The sequence below is a fragment of the Pseudomonas sp. Pso3 genome (genome assembly GCF_055393275.1).
Genome location: NZ_AP043687.1, coordinates 4,167,322 through 4,182,082, shown reverse-complemented (window position 1 = coordinate 4,182,082; position 14,761 = coordinate 4,167,322). Strand labels below are relative to the sequence as shown.

Annotated in this window: 17 protein-coding genes; 6 read left to right on the top strand and 11 right to left on the bottom strand. The window is 67.3% G+C overall.

From position 1 onward, the window contains the following. Positions 1–108: 108 nt before the first annotated feature. Positions 109–963 carry an RNA polymerase sigma factor RpoH gene (rpoH, locus tag ACZ5R1_RS19635; protein WP_464712647.1) on the top strand — a complete coding sequence of 285 codons (855 nt, stop codon included), beginning with the start codon at positions 109–111 and terminating at the stop codon, positions 961–963. A 174-nt stretch (positions 964–1,137) separates the two neighbouring features. Here the strand turns inward: rpoH and ACZ5R1_RS19630 are convergent, their stop codons facing one another. After that, complete coding sequence (locus ACZ5R1_RS19630; protein ID WP_115946676.1) at positions 1,138–1,587, bottom strand: GNAT family N-acetyltransferase; 450 nt, start codon at positions 1,585–1,587, stop codon at positions 1,138–1,140. Further along, entirely contained in the window at positions 1,584–2,285 is a 702-nt protein-coding gene (gene mtgA, locus ACZ5R1_RS19625; RefSeq protein ID WP_007161651.1) for a monofunctional biosynthetic peptidoglycan transglycosylase, read from the bottom strand. The genes ACZ5R1_RS19630 and mtgA overlap by 4 nt, the downstream gene beginning before the upstream one ends. Before the next feature lie 68 nt (positions 2,286–2,353). On the opposite strand from mtgA, the gene ACZ5R1_RS19620 reads away from it, so the two are divergent. From ACZ5R1_RS19620 to ACZ5R1_RS19600, 5 genes are all read left to right on the top strand, one after another. After that, positions 2,354–2,731: a DUF423 domain-containing protein gene (locus ACZ5R1_RS19620; protein WP_115946677.1), complete on the top strand. Its 378-nt coding sequence runs from the start codon at positions 2,354–2,356 to the stop codon at positions 2,729–2,731. Positions 2,732–2,824: 93 nt separating this feature from the next. Then, positions 2,825–3,025, top strand: a complete 201-nt coding sequence (thiS, locus tag ACZ5R1_RS19615; RefSeq protein ID WP_007161653.1) for a sulfur carrier protein ThiS — start codon at positions 2,825–2,827, stop codon at positions 3,023–3,025. 19 nt (positions 3,026–3,044) lie between these two features. Continuing rightward, positions 3,045–3,827, top strand: a complete 783-nt coding sequence (locus tag ACZ5R1_RS19610) for a thiazole synthase (protein ID WP_007161654.1) — start codon at positions 3,045–3,047, stop codon at positions 3,825–3,827. A 68-nt stretch (positions 3,828–3,895) separates the two neighbouring features. Next, a complete protein-coding gene (gene trmB, locus ACZ5R1_RS19605; protein ID WP_077173114.1) occupies positions 3,896–4,606 on the top strand; it encodes a tRNA (guanosine(46)-N7)-methyltransferase TrmB in 711 nt (236 codons plus the stop codon). Between the two features lie 169 nt (positions 4,607–4,775). Beyond that, entirely contained in the window at positions 4,776–6,509 is a 1,734-nt protein-coding gene (locus ACZ5R1_RS19600; RefSeq protein WP_115946678.1) for a putative bifunctional diguanylate cyclase/phosphodiesterase, read from the top strand. Here the strand turns inward: ACZ5R1_RS19600 and ACZ5R1_RS19595 are convergent. From ACZ5R1_RS19595 to ACZ5R1_RS19555, 9 genes are all read right to left on the bottom strand, one after another. Further along, complete coding sequence (locus ACZ5R1_RS19595; protein WP_007161657.1) at positions 6,506–6,832, bottom strand: DUF3392 family protein; 327 nt, start codon at positions 6,830–6,832, stop codon at positions 6,506–6,508. The genes ACZ5R1_RS19600 and ACZ5R1_RS19595 overlap by 4 nt on opposite strands. 14 nt (positions 6,833–6,846) lie before the next feature. Then, entirely contained in the window at positions 6,847–7,998 is a 1,152-nt protein-coding gene (gene hemW, locus ACZ5R1_RS19590) for a radical SAM family heme chaperone HemW (protein ID WP_115946679.1), read from the bottom strand. Beyond that, positions 7,995–8,588, bottom strand: coding sequence for an RdgB/HAM1 family non-canonical purine NTP pyrophosphatase (rdgB, locus tag ACZ5R1_RS19585; RefSeq protein ID WP_007161659.1), 594 nt, complete (start codon positions 8,586–8,588; stop codon positions 7,995–7,997). Before rdgB ends, hemW begins: the two co-directional genes overlap by 4 nt. A gap of 83 nt (positions 8,589–8,671) precedes the next feature. Continuing rightward, the gene (gene metW, locus ACZ5R1_RS19580) at positions 8,672–9,292 is read right to left on the bottom strand and encodes a methionine biosynthesis protein MetW (RefSeq protein WP_007161660.1); all 621 of its coding nucleotides are present in this window, start codon (positions 9,290–9,292) and stop codon (positions 8,672–8,674) included. A gap of 5 nt (positions 9,293–9,297) precedes the next feature. Further along, complete coding sequence (metX, locus tag ACZ5R1_RS19575; RefSeq protein WP_007161661.1) at positions 9,298–10,437, bottom strand: homoserine O-succinyltransferase MetX; 1,140 nt, start codon at positions 10,435–10,437, stop codon at positions 9,298–9,300. Positions 10,438–10,546: 109 nt separating this feature from the next. Continuing rightward, on the bottom strand, positions 10,547–12,505 hold the full coding sequence (locus tag ACZ5R1_RS19570) for a dynamin family protein (RefSeq protein ID WP_027602927.1): 1,959 nt from the start codon (positions 12,503–12,505) through the stop codon (positions 10,547–10,549). A 117-nt stretch (positions 12,506–12,622) separates the two neighbouring features. Further along, on the bottom strand, positions 12,623–13,216 hold the full coding sequence (locus ACZ5R1_RS19565; RefSeq protein ID WP_007161663.1) for a YggT family protein: 594 nt from the start codon (positions 13,214–13,216) through the stop codon (positions 12,623–12,625). A gap of 9 nt (positions 13,217–13,225) precedes the next feature. Beyond that, the gene (gene proC, locus ACZ5R1_RS19560) at positions 13,226–14,044 is read right to left on the bottom strand and encodes a pyrroline-5-carboxylate reductase (RefSeq protein ID WP_115946680.1); all 819 of its coding nucleotides are present in this window, start codon (positions 14,042–14,044) and stop codon (positions 13,226–13,228) included. 9 nt (positions 14,045–14,053) lie between these two features. Continuing rightward, a complete protein-coding gene (locus ACZ5R1_RS19555) occupies positions 14,054–14,749 on the bottom strand; it encodes a YggS family pyridoxal phosphate-dependent enzyme (RefSeq protein ID WP_115946681.1) in 696 nt (231 codons plus the stop codon). Positions 14,750–14,761: the final 12 nt, after the last annotated feature.

The following is a 14,761-nucleotide window of genomic DNA, read 5'->3' as shown; positions in this document are numbered from 1 at the left end:
GGCTTTCACGGTGGTTTTCAGTTGGGGTTAAGGGAACCTCGGCTAGTCTGGCGCTGTCCAAAAAATCAGTGCTAGACTGCCCAGTGCTTAGTGAATCGGAGGATTCGCATGACCACTTCGTTGCAACCTGTTCCTACATTGGTTCCCGGCGCCACCCTGGAAGCCTATGTGCATTCGGTGAACAGCATTCCGCTGCTCACTCCGGAGCGGGAGCGTGAACTGGCCGAGCGCCTCTTCTACAAGGAAGACGTCGAGGCCGCCCGGCAGTTGGTGCTCGCGCATCTGCGTTTCGTGGTGCATATCGCCAAGAGCTATTCCGGCTATGGTCTGGCCCAGGCCGACCTGATCCAGGAAGGCAACGTTGGCCTGATGAAGGCCGTGAAGCGCTTCAATCCCGAAATGGGCGTACGCCTGGTGTCCTTTGCCGTGCACTGGATCAAGGCCGAAATCCACGAATTCATCCTGCGCAACTGGCGGATCGTCAAGGTCGCCACGACCAAGGCGCAGCGCAAGCTGTTCTTCAACCTGCGCAGCCAGAAGAAGCGACTGGCCTGGCTGAACAACGACGAGGTCCATCGCGTGGCCGAAACCCTGGGTGTCGAGCCCCGGGAAGTGCGTGAGATGGAAAGCCGTCTGACCGGCCATGACATGGCCTTCGACCCGGCCAGCGATGCCGATGACGACGCGGCCTATCAGTCGCCGGCCCAGTACCTGGAAGACAGCCGTTACGATCCGGCGCGTCAGCTGGAGGAAGCCGACTGGACCGACAGCTCCACGGCCAATCTGCACGAGGCCCTGGAACGCCTGGACGACCGCAGCCGCGACATCCTCTACCAGCGCTGGCTGGCCGAGGAAAAGGCGACGCTGCATGAGCTGGCGGCCAAGTACAACGTCTCCGCGGAACGTATCCGTCAGCTGGAGAAGAACGCGATGAACAAGCTCAAGGGCAACATCGCCGCCTGATCCGGTTTGGAATCGAAAAGCCGCGCCCCAGCCAGGGCGCGGTTTTTTTATGGTCGTGATCCCAAGAATGCTGCCCAAGTGTCTGCCAGGGCGGCAAATTTCACAGCCTTCTCGAGCCGCGAACGCTCCAGCTCCGGGAGCCCGGGTCGAGGAGGGGATTCAGCGCTTGCTTTGCTAGGCCCCAGTCAGGCGCAGGTGCAACAGCGGAAAGGGCCGGCCCTGGCCGTCCAGTGGAGAGCGGCCCACCTGCTCGAAACCAAGGTGCCGATAGAATCCCAGGGCCTGGGGATTTTGCTCGTTGACGTCGACGTGGCGGATGCCCCGCTCAATGATGACCTGCTCCACCAATTGCCGCCCTATACCGGTGCCCCGGACCGCGTTGGACACGAACAACATCTCCAGGCGGTCGCCGTCGGTACCGGCGAAGCCCTGGATGACGCCCTGACCATCGCGGTAGACCCGCAAGTCCACTGCCGGCAGCGCGTGGTCGCGAACCAGGCGGCGCAACGAATCGATGTCCGCTTCATCGAGAAAATCATGAGTTGCCCGGACCGCCTCTTCCCAGACCTCTAGCAGGCGGTCGAAATCCGCCGGCGATCCCTGCTGAATTTGCCCCTGGTTCATTGCCCGGTCATCCGTCGCAGGTAGTCGCTGCCGCCCAGCTGGCGTTCCTGCTGGCGGATCCAGGCGGCGCGTTCGGCGACGTAGGCGCTGGGGCGGCTCGGGCTCCATTCGCGAGGATTGGGCAGCACCGCGGCCAGCAGGCTGGCCTGGCGGTCGGAGAGATAGGGCGCGCCTATGCCGAAATGGTGGCGGGCCGCGGCCTCGGCACCGAACACGCCGTCGTCCCATTCCACGCTGTTGAGATAGACCTCGAGAATGCGCTGCTTGGACCAGAAGGTTTCCAGCAGCACGGTGAACCAGGCTTCGAAGGCCTTGCGCAGATAGCTGCGGCCGCTCCAGAGAAAGAGATTCTTGGCGGTCTGCTGGCTGATGGTGCTGGCGCCGCGCAGGGAGCCGCCGGCTTCATTATGGCTGAAGGCCTGGCGGATCGCCGCCATGTCGAAGCCCCAGTGCTCGGCGAAGTGCTGGTCTTCACCGGCGATCACCGCCATCTTGAGATCGTCCGGCAGTTCCTTCCAGGGCCGCCAGTCGCGCTGCAGATCGATGGGCTTGCCGTCGATCCAGGATTCGACCTTGCGCTCCACCATCAGCATGCTGCCCGGCGGCGGGACCCAGCGCAGGATCAGCACCAGGGCGGCGCTGAGGGCGGCGAACCAGAGGGCGATACGCAGGAGACGGCGGAGGAGGGTGAGCAGCATCGGCTTGGTCTTTGGCGGTTAGCGGGCCATTATAACCAGCGCTTCTCTCCCATCGCCCGGTAAAACCCATGTTGCGTCTCTTCCTGCTGTTCGCGGCCCTGGCCGGCTTCACCGGTGTCGGACTCGGCGCCTTCGCCGCCCACGGACTCAAGGGCCGGCTCACCGCCGACTACCTCGCGGTGTTCCAGACCGGCGTGCTCTATCAGCTCATCCACGCCCTGGCGCTGTTTGGCATCGCCCTGCTGTCGCTGCACTTCCAGGGGCGCCTGGTGGCCTGGGCCGGTGGCTTCTTCATCGCCGGCATCCTGCTGTTTTCCGGCAGCCTCTATCTGCTGACGCTGACCGGCTTCTCGCGGCTGGGCATCATCACTCCCTTCGGCGGCCTGTGCTTTCTCGCCGGCTGGGCCTGCCTGGCCATCCTCGCCTGGCGTCTGAGCAGCATCTGAGCGCGCACTGGCCGTCGTTCCCGGCCCGGCGCCGCTGCAATGAACGCCCGACCGGCGTAGAATGCCGGCTCACCCCGTGACGATGCCTTTGCCATGCAGATCCTGTTGAACGGCGAATCCCTTGAATTGCCGGACGGTGCCACCGTCGCCGACCTGCTCGTGCGTCTCGACCTGACCGGACGGCGAGTGGCGGTGGAACGCAACCTCGACATCGTGCCGCGCAGCCAGCACGCCACCACCGCCCTGGCGGACGGCGACCGGCTGGAAGTGGTCCACGCCATCGGCGGCGGCTAGCCGCGAAAGAGGAATCCAGATGAAAGACACTCCCTTCACCCTGGCCGGGCGTACCTATGCCTCGCGCCTGCTGGTCGGTACCGGCAAGTATCGTGACCTCGAAGAGACCCGCGTGGCCATCGAGGCCTCCGGCGCCGAGATCGTCACCGTGGCGGTGCGCCGCACCAACATCGGCCAGACGCCCGGCGAGCCCAATCTGCTCGACGTGATCTCGCCCGAGCGCTACACCATCCTGCCCAACACCGCCGGCTGCTACGACGCGGTGGAAGCGGTGCGCACCTGCCGCCTGGCCCGCGAGCTGCTCGACGGCCACAACCTGGTCAAGCTGGAAGTTCTGGCCGACCAGAAGACCCTGTTCCCCAATGTCATCGAGACCCTCAAGGCCGCCGAAACCCTGGTCGCCGACGGCTTCGACGTCATGGTCTACACCAGCGACGACCCCATCGTCGCCCGCCAGCTGGAAGCCATCGGCTGCATCGCGGTCATGCCGCTGGCCGGTCTGATCGGCTCGGGTCTGGGCATCTGCAACCCCTACAACCTGCGCATCATCCTCGAAGAAGCCAAGGTGCCGGTGCTGGTGGATGCCGGGGTGGGTACCGCCTCCGACGCCACCATCGCCATGGAGCTGGGCTGCGAAGCGGTGCTGATGAATAGCGCCATCGCCCATGCCCGCGAGCCGGTGCTGATGGCCGAAGCCATGAAGCACGCCATCGTCGCCGGTCGCCTGGCCTATCTGGCCGGGCGCATGCCGCGCAAGCTCTATGCCACGGCGTCTTCGCCGCTGGATGGCCTGGTCAACTAGGACCTGGCGCCCTCCGTCACGCGCCCGGCCTCTGCCGGGCGTCTCTTTTTCCCACTATCGATAATGCCATGACCGATCATCAAGACGACCAGACCCCCGACCGCCCCCGGCGCACCATCAAGAGCTTCGTGATGCGCGCCGGCCGCATGACCGAAGGCCAGCAACGCGGTCTCGACCAGGGTTGGCCGCGCTTCGGTCTGGAGCTGACCGACGGCCTGCGGGATTTCGACCAGGTGTTCGAGCGCCAGGCGCCGCGCACCTTCGAGATCGGCTTCGGCATGGGCCATTCCACCCTGGAAATGGCCGCCGCCGCGCCGGAGCAGGATTTCATCGGCGTCGAGGTGCATCGCCCGGGCGTGGGCGCGCTGCTCAACGGTGCCATGACCCAGGGACTGACCAATCTGCGGGTCTACAGCTGCGATGCCCTGGAGGTGCTGCGCCAGTGCGTGGCCGATGCCAGCCTGGACCGGGTGCTGCTGTTCTTTCCCGACCCCTGGCACAAGAGCCGCCACCACAAGCGCCGTATCGTCCAGCCGGCCTTCGCCGAGCTGGTCAGGCAGAAGCTCAAGGTCGGCGGGGTGCTGCACATGGCCACCGACTGGCAGGCCTATGCCGAACACATGCTCGAGATCATGAACGCCGCCCCGGGTTACCGTAATCTCGGCGACGCCTCGGGCTATGTGCCGCGCCCCGAGGAAAGACCCATCACCAAGTTCGAGCGCCGTGGCGAACGCCTGGGGCATGGGGTCTGGGATCTCAAGTTCGAACGCCAGAGCTGACCGTGTATCGCTGACGAATCGAGCTTGAGCTGCCGAAGGGCAATTGGCATGATGGCCAATTGCCCTGCTGTGATGGCGGTTGCAGTCGAATTCACAGAGACATCTGGATGTCAGCCCTTCCCGAGAATGCCAACCGGCTCCGCGCCGCCCTTCGTGCAGGCCGGATCCGATGACGGACCTGGTACGCCCCGACTCGCCGGCGGCCGAATTGCACGCCGTACGGCGTTGGCTCGAAGTCGAACGCAGCGCCCGGCAGCGCACCGAACGCTCGCTGCACCTCATCGCCTCGGCCTTCGCCCTCTGCCGCGACGCCATGGCCGTGCTGACCGAAAGCGGTCAGATCATCGAAGCCAATGACGCCCTGCGCGCCCTGATGCTCAGCGCGGAGCGCAGTGTCAGCGGCCAGTACCTGTCGCACTACATCAAGTTGCCCGAGGCGGCCATCCGCACCTTCGAGCGCGACGGCTATGCCCTGTGCGAAGCCCAATTCCACGTCTCCGCCAAGCGCGTCACGCCGGTGGAGATCAGCCTGAGCCGCTTCGCCGGCGAGGCGGATCGCGAAGGTTATGTGGTCGCCAGCCTGAGGGACATCACCGAGCGCAAGCGCGCCGAGCAGGCCCTGGAACGCATGGCCCTGAGCGATGCCCTGACCCAGCTGCCCAACCGGACCTCCTTCTACCAGGCTTTCGAGACGCGCCTGCAGAAGCTGGAGGAGACCGGCAACCTGGCGGTGCTGTTCATCGATGTCGATGGCTTCAAGGAGGTCAACGACTCCCTGGGCCATGCGGCCGGTGACGAGTTGCTCTGCGCCCTGGTGCGGGAGTTGCGCCAGGTGCTGGGCGCCGGCGAGGTGCTGGCGCGCTGGGGTGGCGATGAATTCGTCGCCCTCCTGGACGTGAGCGATCGTGACCAGGCCCGCCAGGTGGCCGAGCAACTGGTGCAGGCGGTGGGTCGCCAGCAATGCATCGCCGGCCACGATATCCGCGTATCGGCCAGCATCGGCCTGAGTCTGGCGCCCGAAGAGGGGCTGGATGTGGAGACCCTGCTGCGCAACGCCGATGCCGCCATGTACGCGGCCAAGGCGGCCGGCAAGAGCCGGGTACGCTGCTACGATCCGCAGCTGACCAGCGAGGCGCGCAGCAAGGTGACCCTGCTGGCCCATCTGCATGGCGCCATCGAGGCCGAGCTGATCACCTTCGTGCTGCAGCCCAAGTTCGATGCCCGTCAGCGCATGATCAGCGCCGAGTTGCTGGCGCGCTGGAATTGTCCGGGCGTCGGCGCCGTGCCGCCCAATGTCTTCGTCGCCCTGGCCGAGCAGAACGGCATGGCCTCGGCCCTCGGGCGCCTGGCCATCCGCCGCGCGGCCGGTTGCGCCCGGGCCCTGCAGGACGCCGGCCTGCAGATCCCGGTGGCGGTCAACATCTCGCCGCTGCAGGTGGCCGATGATGAACTGGTCGAAGTCCTGGCGGCGGCCTGCGCCGAATTCGCTATTGCGCCCAGGGCCCTGGAGCTGGAGGTGACCGAGTCGGTGTTCCTGCAGAAGGGCACCCCGGAGCGGCGCCTGGCCCTGTTGCGCGAGCAGGGCTTTCGGGTGGCGATGGATGACTTCGGCACCGGCTATTCGTCGCTGGGCTATCTGCACCGCCTGCCCTTCGACACCATCAAGATCGACCGCAGCTTTCTGCTGGCGGTGGACGCCGACGACAGATCCCGGCAGTTGCTGGCCGGCATCGTCAGCCTGTGCCGCGCACTGGACATGCAGATCGTCGCCGAAGGGGTGGAAACCCAGGCCCAGTTCGAGTTGCTCAAGGACCTGGGCGTGGAAACCTTCCAGGGTTTCCTGCTGGGGCGCCCGCAATCCCTGGAGTGCCTGCTGGACGCTATCCGCGCCGCCGACCGCTAGCCGCGCCGCTCGGCCAGCACGCCCAGCAGGCAGACGCCGATCAGCAGCACCGGGGCCAGGGCGTAGTTGTTGAACTGCGCCAGGCCCTTGACCACCCAGGGGGTCAGGAAGGTCATGGCGGCGCCATAGATGGCCAGGCAGGCCAGGGCGAAGGCCGGGACCCGGACGGCGGTCGGCAGGCTGCCCAGGCGCGCCTGGATGAAGGCGTTGACCTGGCTGCCGAACAGCACCAGCAGGGTGGCGGTGACCGCCAGGGCCACCTCGTCCAGGTGGCTGCGACTCCAGCGGGAGAGGTCGGCGATATGGTCGAGTACGAAGTCCAAGGCAGAGCTCCTCGTCAGTCAGGCAGAAAGGATTGCAAGAGGTCGTTCAGGAACAGCTGGCCGCGGGCGGTGGGGCGCAGGCGCTCTTCGTCCTCGGCCAGCAGGCCGGCGCGGCGCGCCGCGGCCAGCGCCGGCGCCAGGCCGTCCAGCGACTGACCGGTCCGCTGCGGATACCAGGCGGCGGGCACCCCGTCGACCAGGCGCAGGGCGTTCATCATGAAATCGAAGGGCAGATCGGCCGGTTCCAGAGCTTTCGCGCCGGCCTGGAAGGCCTTGGCCGGATCCAGGTAGTCCTTGGGCAGGCGGGTCTTCCAGGTGCGCAGCAGGGTACCGTCCGGGGCGCTGAGCTTGGCGTGGGCGCCGGCACCGATGCCAAGGAAGTCGCCGAAGCCCCAGTAGTTGAGATTGTGCCGCGCCTGGCGCCCGGGCTGGGCATAGGCGGAGGTCTCGTATTGCCCGTAGCCGGCGGCCGCCAGCCGCGCCTGGCCGGCTTCCTGGATGTCCCAGAGGGTGTCGTCTTCGGGCAGCTCCGGCGGCTGGCTCCAGAACACCGTGTTGGGCTCCATGGTCAGCTGGTACCAGGACAGGTGCGTGGGCGCCAGGGCGATGGCCTGCTCCAGATCACCGAGGGCATCGGCCACGCTTTGCTCGGGCAGGCCGTGCATGAGGTCCAGGTTGAAGTTGTCGAAACCGGCGGCGCGCGCCCGGTCGGCGGCGCGGATGGCTTCCTCGCGCCCGTGGATACGCCCCAGGGCCTTGAGCTTGGCGTCCTGGAAACTCTGGATGCCGATCGACAGCCGATTGATGCCCAGGCCGCGATAGGCGACGAACTTGGCCTGCTCGAAGGTGCCGGGGTTGGCTTCCAGGGTGATCTCGATGTCCGGTGCGAAGCTCAGGCGCCGGGCCACGCCGTCCAGCAGGCGCCCCAGGGCCTCGGCGGAAAACAGACTGGGCGTGCCGCCGCCAAAGAAGATCGAGGTCAGCGGGCGGCCATGGACGTGGACCAGGTCCCTGTCCAGATCCGCCAGCAAGGCGTCGACGTACTCCGCTTCCGGCAGGCTCGGACCGGCCGCGTGGGAGTTGAAGTCGCAATAGGGGCACTTGCGCACGCACCAGGGGATGTGGACGTAGAGCGCCAGTGGCGGCAGGGCGAACACCTGGGTCACAGGCCGAGCCGTTGCTTGAGCTGGGCCATGGCGCGGGCGCGATGGCTGCGCTGGTTCTTTTCCGCCGGCGCCAGTTCGGCTGCGGAGACCGCTTCGCCATCGGGCTGGAACAGCGGATCGTAGCCGAAGCCATGCTCGCCCTGGGCGGCATGCAGGATGCGCCCGGGCCAGAGGCCTTCGCAGAGGATCGGCAGCGGATCGTCGGCGTGACGCACCAGCGCCAGCACGCAGACGAATTGGCCGGTGCGCTCGGCGTCGGGCACCTCTTTCAAGGCCTCGAGCAGCTTGGCGTTGTTGGCCGCATCGCCCTGGCCGTCGGCATAGCGCGCGGAATAGATGCCGGGGGCGCCGCCGAGGGCGTCCACCGCCAGGCCCGAATCGTCGGCCAGGGCCGGCAGACCGGACAGCCGCGCCGCGTTGCGTGCCTTGAGGATGGCGTTCTCGACAAAGGACAGCCCGGTTTCCTCGGGCTCCACCTGGCTGAATTCACCCACCGAGCGCACCCGCACCCGGTCGCCGAGCATGGCCTGGAGTTCCTTGAGCTTGCCGGCGTTGTGGCTGGCGAGCACCAGTTCGGTAAGGTCGGACATGGGAGACTCCGCGTCGCGTTGAGAAGGGCGGCGTATTGTACGCGAAGCCGTGCCCGGGCTGGATGCGCCCCCCGTGCCTTACGTCATATCGCGACGCGATGCTCCTGCAGGCGCGGCGCGCTGACCCGGTAGATGCCGATCTCGCCGAGCAGGTTGGGCCACAGCTTGCTGGCCCAGCCATGACGATGCAGGCGGTCCACAGCGAGGCGATCCAGCACCTGGGCGCGCTGTTCGCGGCAGAGGCGCTCGAAGTCCTCGAAGGTGCAGAAGTGGATGTTCGGCGTGTTGTACCAGGTGTAGGGCAGGAAGTCGGAGACCGGCATCCGCCCCCGGCCGCCCAGGTACAGCCGGCAGCGCCAGTGACCGAAGTTGGGAAAGGTGATGATGCACTGGCGACCGACTCTGAGCATCTCCTGGAGGATGCGATCGGGGTACTGCATGGCCTGCAGCGACTGGGTCATGACCACCACGTCGAAGCTGTCGCTGGCGAAGTTGGCCAGGCCGCCGTCGAGATCCTGCTCGATGACGTTGACGTCCTTGAGCAGGCATTCGGCGATCTTGTCCGGGTCGATCTCCAGGCCGTAGCCGGTGACCTGCTTGTGATCGCGCAGCCAGGCGAGCAACTCGCCGGTGCCGCAACCGAGGTCGAGGACCCGGCTGCCGGCGGGGATCCATTCCTGAATGATGTCCAGATCGGCGCGCACGGCAGCTATACCTCGATGCGGGTCATGTAGTGGGAGAAGGCCTGCAGATAGCGCGGGATGGGGATGAGGAAGGCGTCGTGACCCTGGGGGGCGTCGACCTCCAGGTAGCTGACGTCCTTGCGCGCGGCCATCAGGGCGTTGACGATCTCCTTGGAGCGCGCCGGCGAGAAGCGCCAGTCGGTGGTGAAGGAGACGATCAGGAAGCGTGCCTGCACCCCGGCCAGGGTCTTGGCCAGGTCGCCGCCATGGGCGTGGGCCGGATCGAAGTAGTCCAGCGCCTTGGTCATCAGCAGATAGGTGTTGGCGTCGAAGCGGCCGGAGAATTCCTCGCCCTGGTAGCGCAGGTAGCTCTCCACCTGGAATTCGACGCTGTGGAAGTCGTAGTTGAGCTGGTCGGTCTTGAGTTCGCGACCGAATTTCTCGCCCATGGCCTCGTCGGACAGGTAGGTGATGTGGCCGACCATGCGCGCCAGCATCAGGCCGCGCTTGGGGATCACGCCCTTTTCCTGGAAGTGCCCGGCGTGGAAGTCCGGGTCCGAGAGGATGGCCTGGCGCGCCACCTCGTTGAAGGCGATGTTTTCCGCCGACAGCTTGGGTGCCGAGGCGATGGCCAGGCAGTGGCGGATGCGCTCGGGATAGCTGATGGTCCACTGCAGCGCCTGCATGCCACCCAGGCTGCCGCCGATCACCGCCGCCCACTGCGCGATGCCCAGGCGATCGGCCAGCCGCGCCTGGCTGTTGACCCAGTCTTCCACGGTCAGCACCGGAAAGTCCGCGCCATAGGCGCGGCCGGTGTCGGGATTGGGACTGCTGGGACCGGTGGAGCCGTTGCAGCCGCCGAGGTTGTTGAGGGCGACGACAAAGAACTTGCGGGTGTCGATGGGCTTGCCCGGACCGATGCAGCTGTCCCACCAGCCCGGCTTGCGGTCGTCCAGGCTGTGGTAGCCGGCCGCGTGGTGATGGCCGGAGAGCGCGTGGCAGATCAGCACGGCGTTGCTGCGGCTGGCGTTGAGTTCGCCATAGGTCTCGACCATCAGGTCGTAGGCCGGCAGGGTGCGGCCACAGGCCAGGGCCAGGGGCTCGTTGAAGTGCAGCAGCTCGGGGGTGACCAGGCCGACGGAATCTTCGGGAATGACGCTGGGCATTGACGGCTCGTCCGGGGCGGGGGCTCGCCAGTCTAAAGAGCGTCGCCAGGAGCGGCAAGGGCAGCCGTGGCGCGGCGGTCAGGGGCCGCGCCTCGGGTGGCGGGTGGGGCTAGCCGACCCGTGCCAGCGGCAGGGCGACCACGTTGTCGTGGCGCTGGGAAGGGGCCGGCCGGCTGATCTGCTTGAGCATGTCGCTGACCTCGCTGAGCTGCCGATGCAGGACGTCTTCGTGCACCTGCAGGCGCCGCACCTGTTCCTGGCTGTTGAGGTTCTGCTGGGTGAGCTGCTTGAGCGCCAGCATGCTGGTTTCCAGCAGCTGCTTCTGCTCGCGGGTGTGCTGCACCAGCGGGGTCAGGGCGCCGTCGTTCCAGCGCAGCACCTGGGCATGGGCGCCCTCCTGCAGGGCCTGGACCTCCTGGGCCACGGTGGCGAAGAAGCGGCGGGCCAGGGCGCTCTGCTCGGTGAGCAGGGTCTTGACCTGACGCTGGACCTCCTCGGTCTTGAGTTGCAGCTGGCGCAGCTCGCGGACATAGGGGCGGATGCGCAGCCGCGGCGCTTCCAGGGGGTGCAGCGGATTCTCTACATTGTGCCGCTGGTAGACCGCGCCGAGCACCTTGTTGGCCCGGTCCGCCTCGTTGTCCAGGGCCAGCAGATCATGCTCGACCACGCGGAAGAAGCGGGCGATGGACTGGTTGATGCCGACGGTGGTCAGGCTGGTGCGGAATTCCCGGCGCGCGGTGTCCAGATGGGCGTCCAGGCGTTCCGGCGCGACCAGGTCGGTCAGCAGCTTGCGCTGCCCGGCCAGCATGTTCTGGGTGGTGCGCAGATCCAGCAGGCGGCGGTGATAGAGGTCGTATTCCTGGCGGGTGCGCGCGGTCTGCAATTCCAGGCCGGCACCGGGCAATTCCTCGTCGGCCAGTTGCGCGTACTGGGCGCGAATGGCTTCCAGGCGCTGCTCGATCAGGGTCCGGCTGGCACCCAGCAGGCCACTGGCCTGCTGCACGATGCGCTGCTGCAGCAGGCGCTCGCGGGCGCCGACGATGCGTTCGGCGAGCAACTGCTCGAGGCTGTCCAGCTGGCTGCGCGCGAGCAGTTCCAGATCGCCGCGGACCTTGCCCAGCAAGGCCTGCTTGGCCGACAGCGGCAGGATGTGCTCGGCCGGCAGCGCCAGTTGCCGGGCGCTGGCCTGGCGGACGTTTTCCAGGGACTGGGCGACATGGGCGACGCCGCCGAGGTCGTCCCAGAGGCTGTCGATCTTGTTCATCACCGCGAACAGTCGCTCCGGGGCATCGCCCAGGGACGGCTTGACGCACTGCTCCCAGAGCGCGAGGTCCGAGGCGGTCACGCCGGTGTCGGCACCGATGAGAAAGAGCACGGCCTGGGCGTGGGGCAGCAGCGACAGGGTCAGCTCGGGTTCGGCGCCCAGGGCGTTGAGGCCGGGGGTGTCGAGGATGCGCAGGCCCTGGCGCAGCAGCGGATGATCGATGCTGATCAGCGCATGGCGCCAGGCCGGGATGCTGACCAGGCCGTCGCTGTCGAGTTGTTCCAGTTGCTCGGGATCGAAGCCCAGTTGCACGGCGACGGCGGTTTCCACCTCGCGGGTCTCGGTGACCTTGGCCAGCAGGGCGGCCATGGCGTCCGCGTGGCTGTCGTCCAGGGCGAAGCGCTGCCAGGCCTCGGGCGCCTTGCGCCAGGCGGTCAGGCTGCGTTCGTCCAGGCGGCTGTCGATGGGCAGCAGCTGCAGATAGGGACCGTCGGCCCCGGCGTCGAAGAAGATCTCGGTGGGGCACATGGTGGTGCGCCCGGCCTGGGACGGCAGCATGCGCTGGCCGTAGTCGGCAAAGAAGAGGGCGTTGATCAGTTCGGTCTTGCCGCGGGAGAACTCGCCGGCGAAGGCCAGGGTGATGCCGTCGGCCTGCAATTCGCTCTGGCAGGTCGCCAGGGCGGCGTCCAGGGCCGGGGAGGCCAGACGATTACGCTGCAACCAGTCGCGGTAGCGGCCCAATTGGGTGTCGAGTTCGGCTTTCCACGCGGCATAGGCATCGACGTGGCGGAACAGGCGTTCCATAGGGGACTTCCTTGACCTGAACAGCAAAGGCTGGACGGTGCCCCAGCGTCCAGAGGACGTCAATGGCGCCTCCGCCACGACGCGGCGGGCGGTCGTGGCGGGTGCGCGAGTGGTGCGTCAGAGGAAGGGCGCGAGAATCTGCGGCATGCCGGTGGCCGCGGCCAGCTGGCCGATGACGAAGCGGTCCAGCAGGTTGATCACGATGAAGGCGAAGATCGGCGACAGATCCAGCCCGCCCAGGCTCGGCAGGATGCGGCGGAAGGGTGCCAGCAGCGGCTCGCAGATCTGGTTGACCAGTTCGGCGGCCGGATTGTGGGTCTGGGGCGCGACCCAGGAGAGGATGACGCTGACGATCAGGGCAAAGAAGAACACCTTGAGGAACAGCGAGGCCACGCCGAGCAGGGCCCAGATCAGCAGGGCGGGGAACAGGCCGCCGATGCTGGCGCCGAGCAGCACCACCACGACCATCATCAGCGCCAGCTGGACCAGCACGGCCAGCACCAGGGCCGCCAGATCGACGCCGCCGAAGCCGGGAATGATGCGTCGCACCGGCTTGAGCAGCGGCTGGGTGGCGCGCACGGTGAATTGCGACAGCGGATTGTAGAAGTCGGCCCGGACCAGCTGCAGGATGAAGCGCAGCAGGATGATCAGCAGATAGAGACTGCCGAGGGTCTGGATGACATAGACGAGAGCTTGCGCGAGAGCGGACATGGATACTCCTTATCGATCCGGCAACTGGGCCAGTTCCGCAGCTCGGTCGGCCGCGGCGGTGAGGGCTTCTTCCACCAGGTCCTCGAAGGCTCCGGCTTGGAAGGTTTCGATGGCGCGCTCGGTGGTGCCCTTGGGGGACATCACCGAACGACGCAATTGTTCGGGGCTGCGGTCACCCTGGCAGGCCATGGCGGCGGCGCCGCGGGCGGTGTGCAGGGTCAACTGCTGGGCGACCTCGGCCGGCAGGCCGAGCTTGGTGCCGGCCTGGGTCATGGCTTCCATCAGCAGGAAGAAATAGGCCGGGCCGCTGCCGGAGACGGCGGTGACCGCGTCCAGCTGCTGTTCTTCCTCGACCCACAGGGCCAAGCCGACCGCGGCGAGGATCTCCTGGGCACGGGCGCGCTGCTCGGCGCTGACCTGGTCATTGGCGAACAGGCCGCTGGCGCCCAGGCGCAGCTGCGAGGGCACGTTCGGCATGCAGCGCACCAGCGCGCGAGGGCCCAGCCAGCGGGTCAGGCTGGCGCAGGTGATGCCGGCGGCGACCGAGACGATCAGCTGGTCCGGACGCAGATGGGGGGCCAGTTCCTGGCAGACCTCGCCCATGACCTGGGGCTTCACCCCCAGCACCACCACGTCGGCGTCGGCGAGCACGGTGCTGTTGCTGGCCTCGACGCGGATGCCGTGCTCCCGGGCCAGGGCTTCGCGCTTGGCCGGATTGCGATTGCTGGCGCTCAGCTGTCGGGCCGGCACGCCCTGGGCGAGCAGGCCGCCGATGATGGCGCCGGCCATGTTGCCGGCGCCGATGAAGGCGATGCGGGTGTCGTTCATCGAGACTTCCTAGGTTGAAGAGGCGGCGCCGTAGTCGCGGGCGCCAAAGAGGGCGGTACCGACGCGGACCCAGGTGGCGCCCTCGGCGATGGCGGCTTCCAGATCCTGGCTCATGCCCATGGACAGGGTGTCCAGGCCCAGGTTCAGGGCTTCGCTCAGGGTGCGCAGCCGGGCGAAGGCGGCGCGCTGGCTGGCCGGGTCGTCGGTGGGTTCGGGGATAGCCATCAGGCCACGCAGGCGCAGGTTGGGCAACCGGCTGACCGCCGCGGCCAGGGCCGGCAGCTCGTCGGGGTGGCAGCCGGACTTGCTCGCTTCGCCACTGACGTTGACCTGCAGGCAGATGTTCAGCGGGCCGCGCTCGGGCGGGCGCTGCTCGGCCAGGCGCTGGGCGATCTTCAGGCGATCCACCGAATGCACCCAGTTGAAATGGCTGGCGATGGCGCGGGTCTTGTTGGACTGGATAGGGCCGATGAAATGCCACACCAGGGGCAGGTCGGCCAGCGCCGGCTGCTTGTCCAGCGCCTCCTGCAGATAGTTCTCGCCAAAGTCGCGCAGACCGGCGACGGCGGCCTCGCGCAAGGCGGCGGCGGGCTTGGTCTTGCTCACCGCCAGGAGGCCGACAGTCGCGGGATCGCGGCCTGCCGTCCGGCTGGCGGCGGCGATGCGTTCGAGTACGGTTGCGCTATTCTCGGCTATCGTGGACATTCAGCCCCTGCT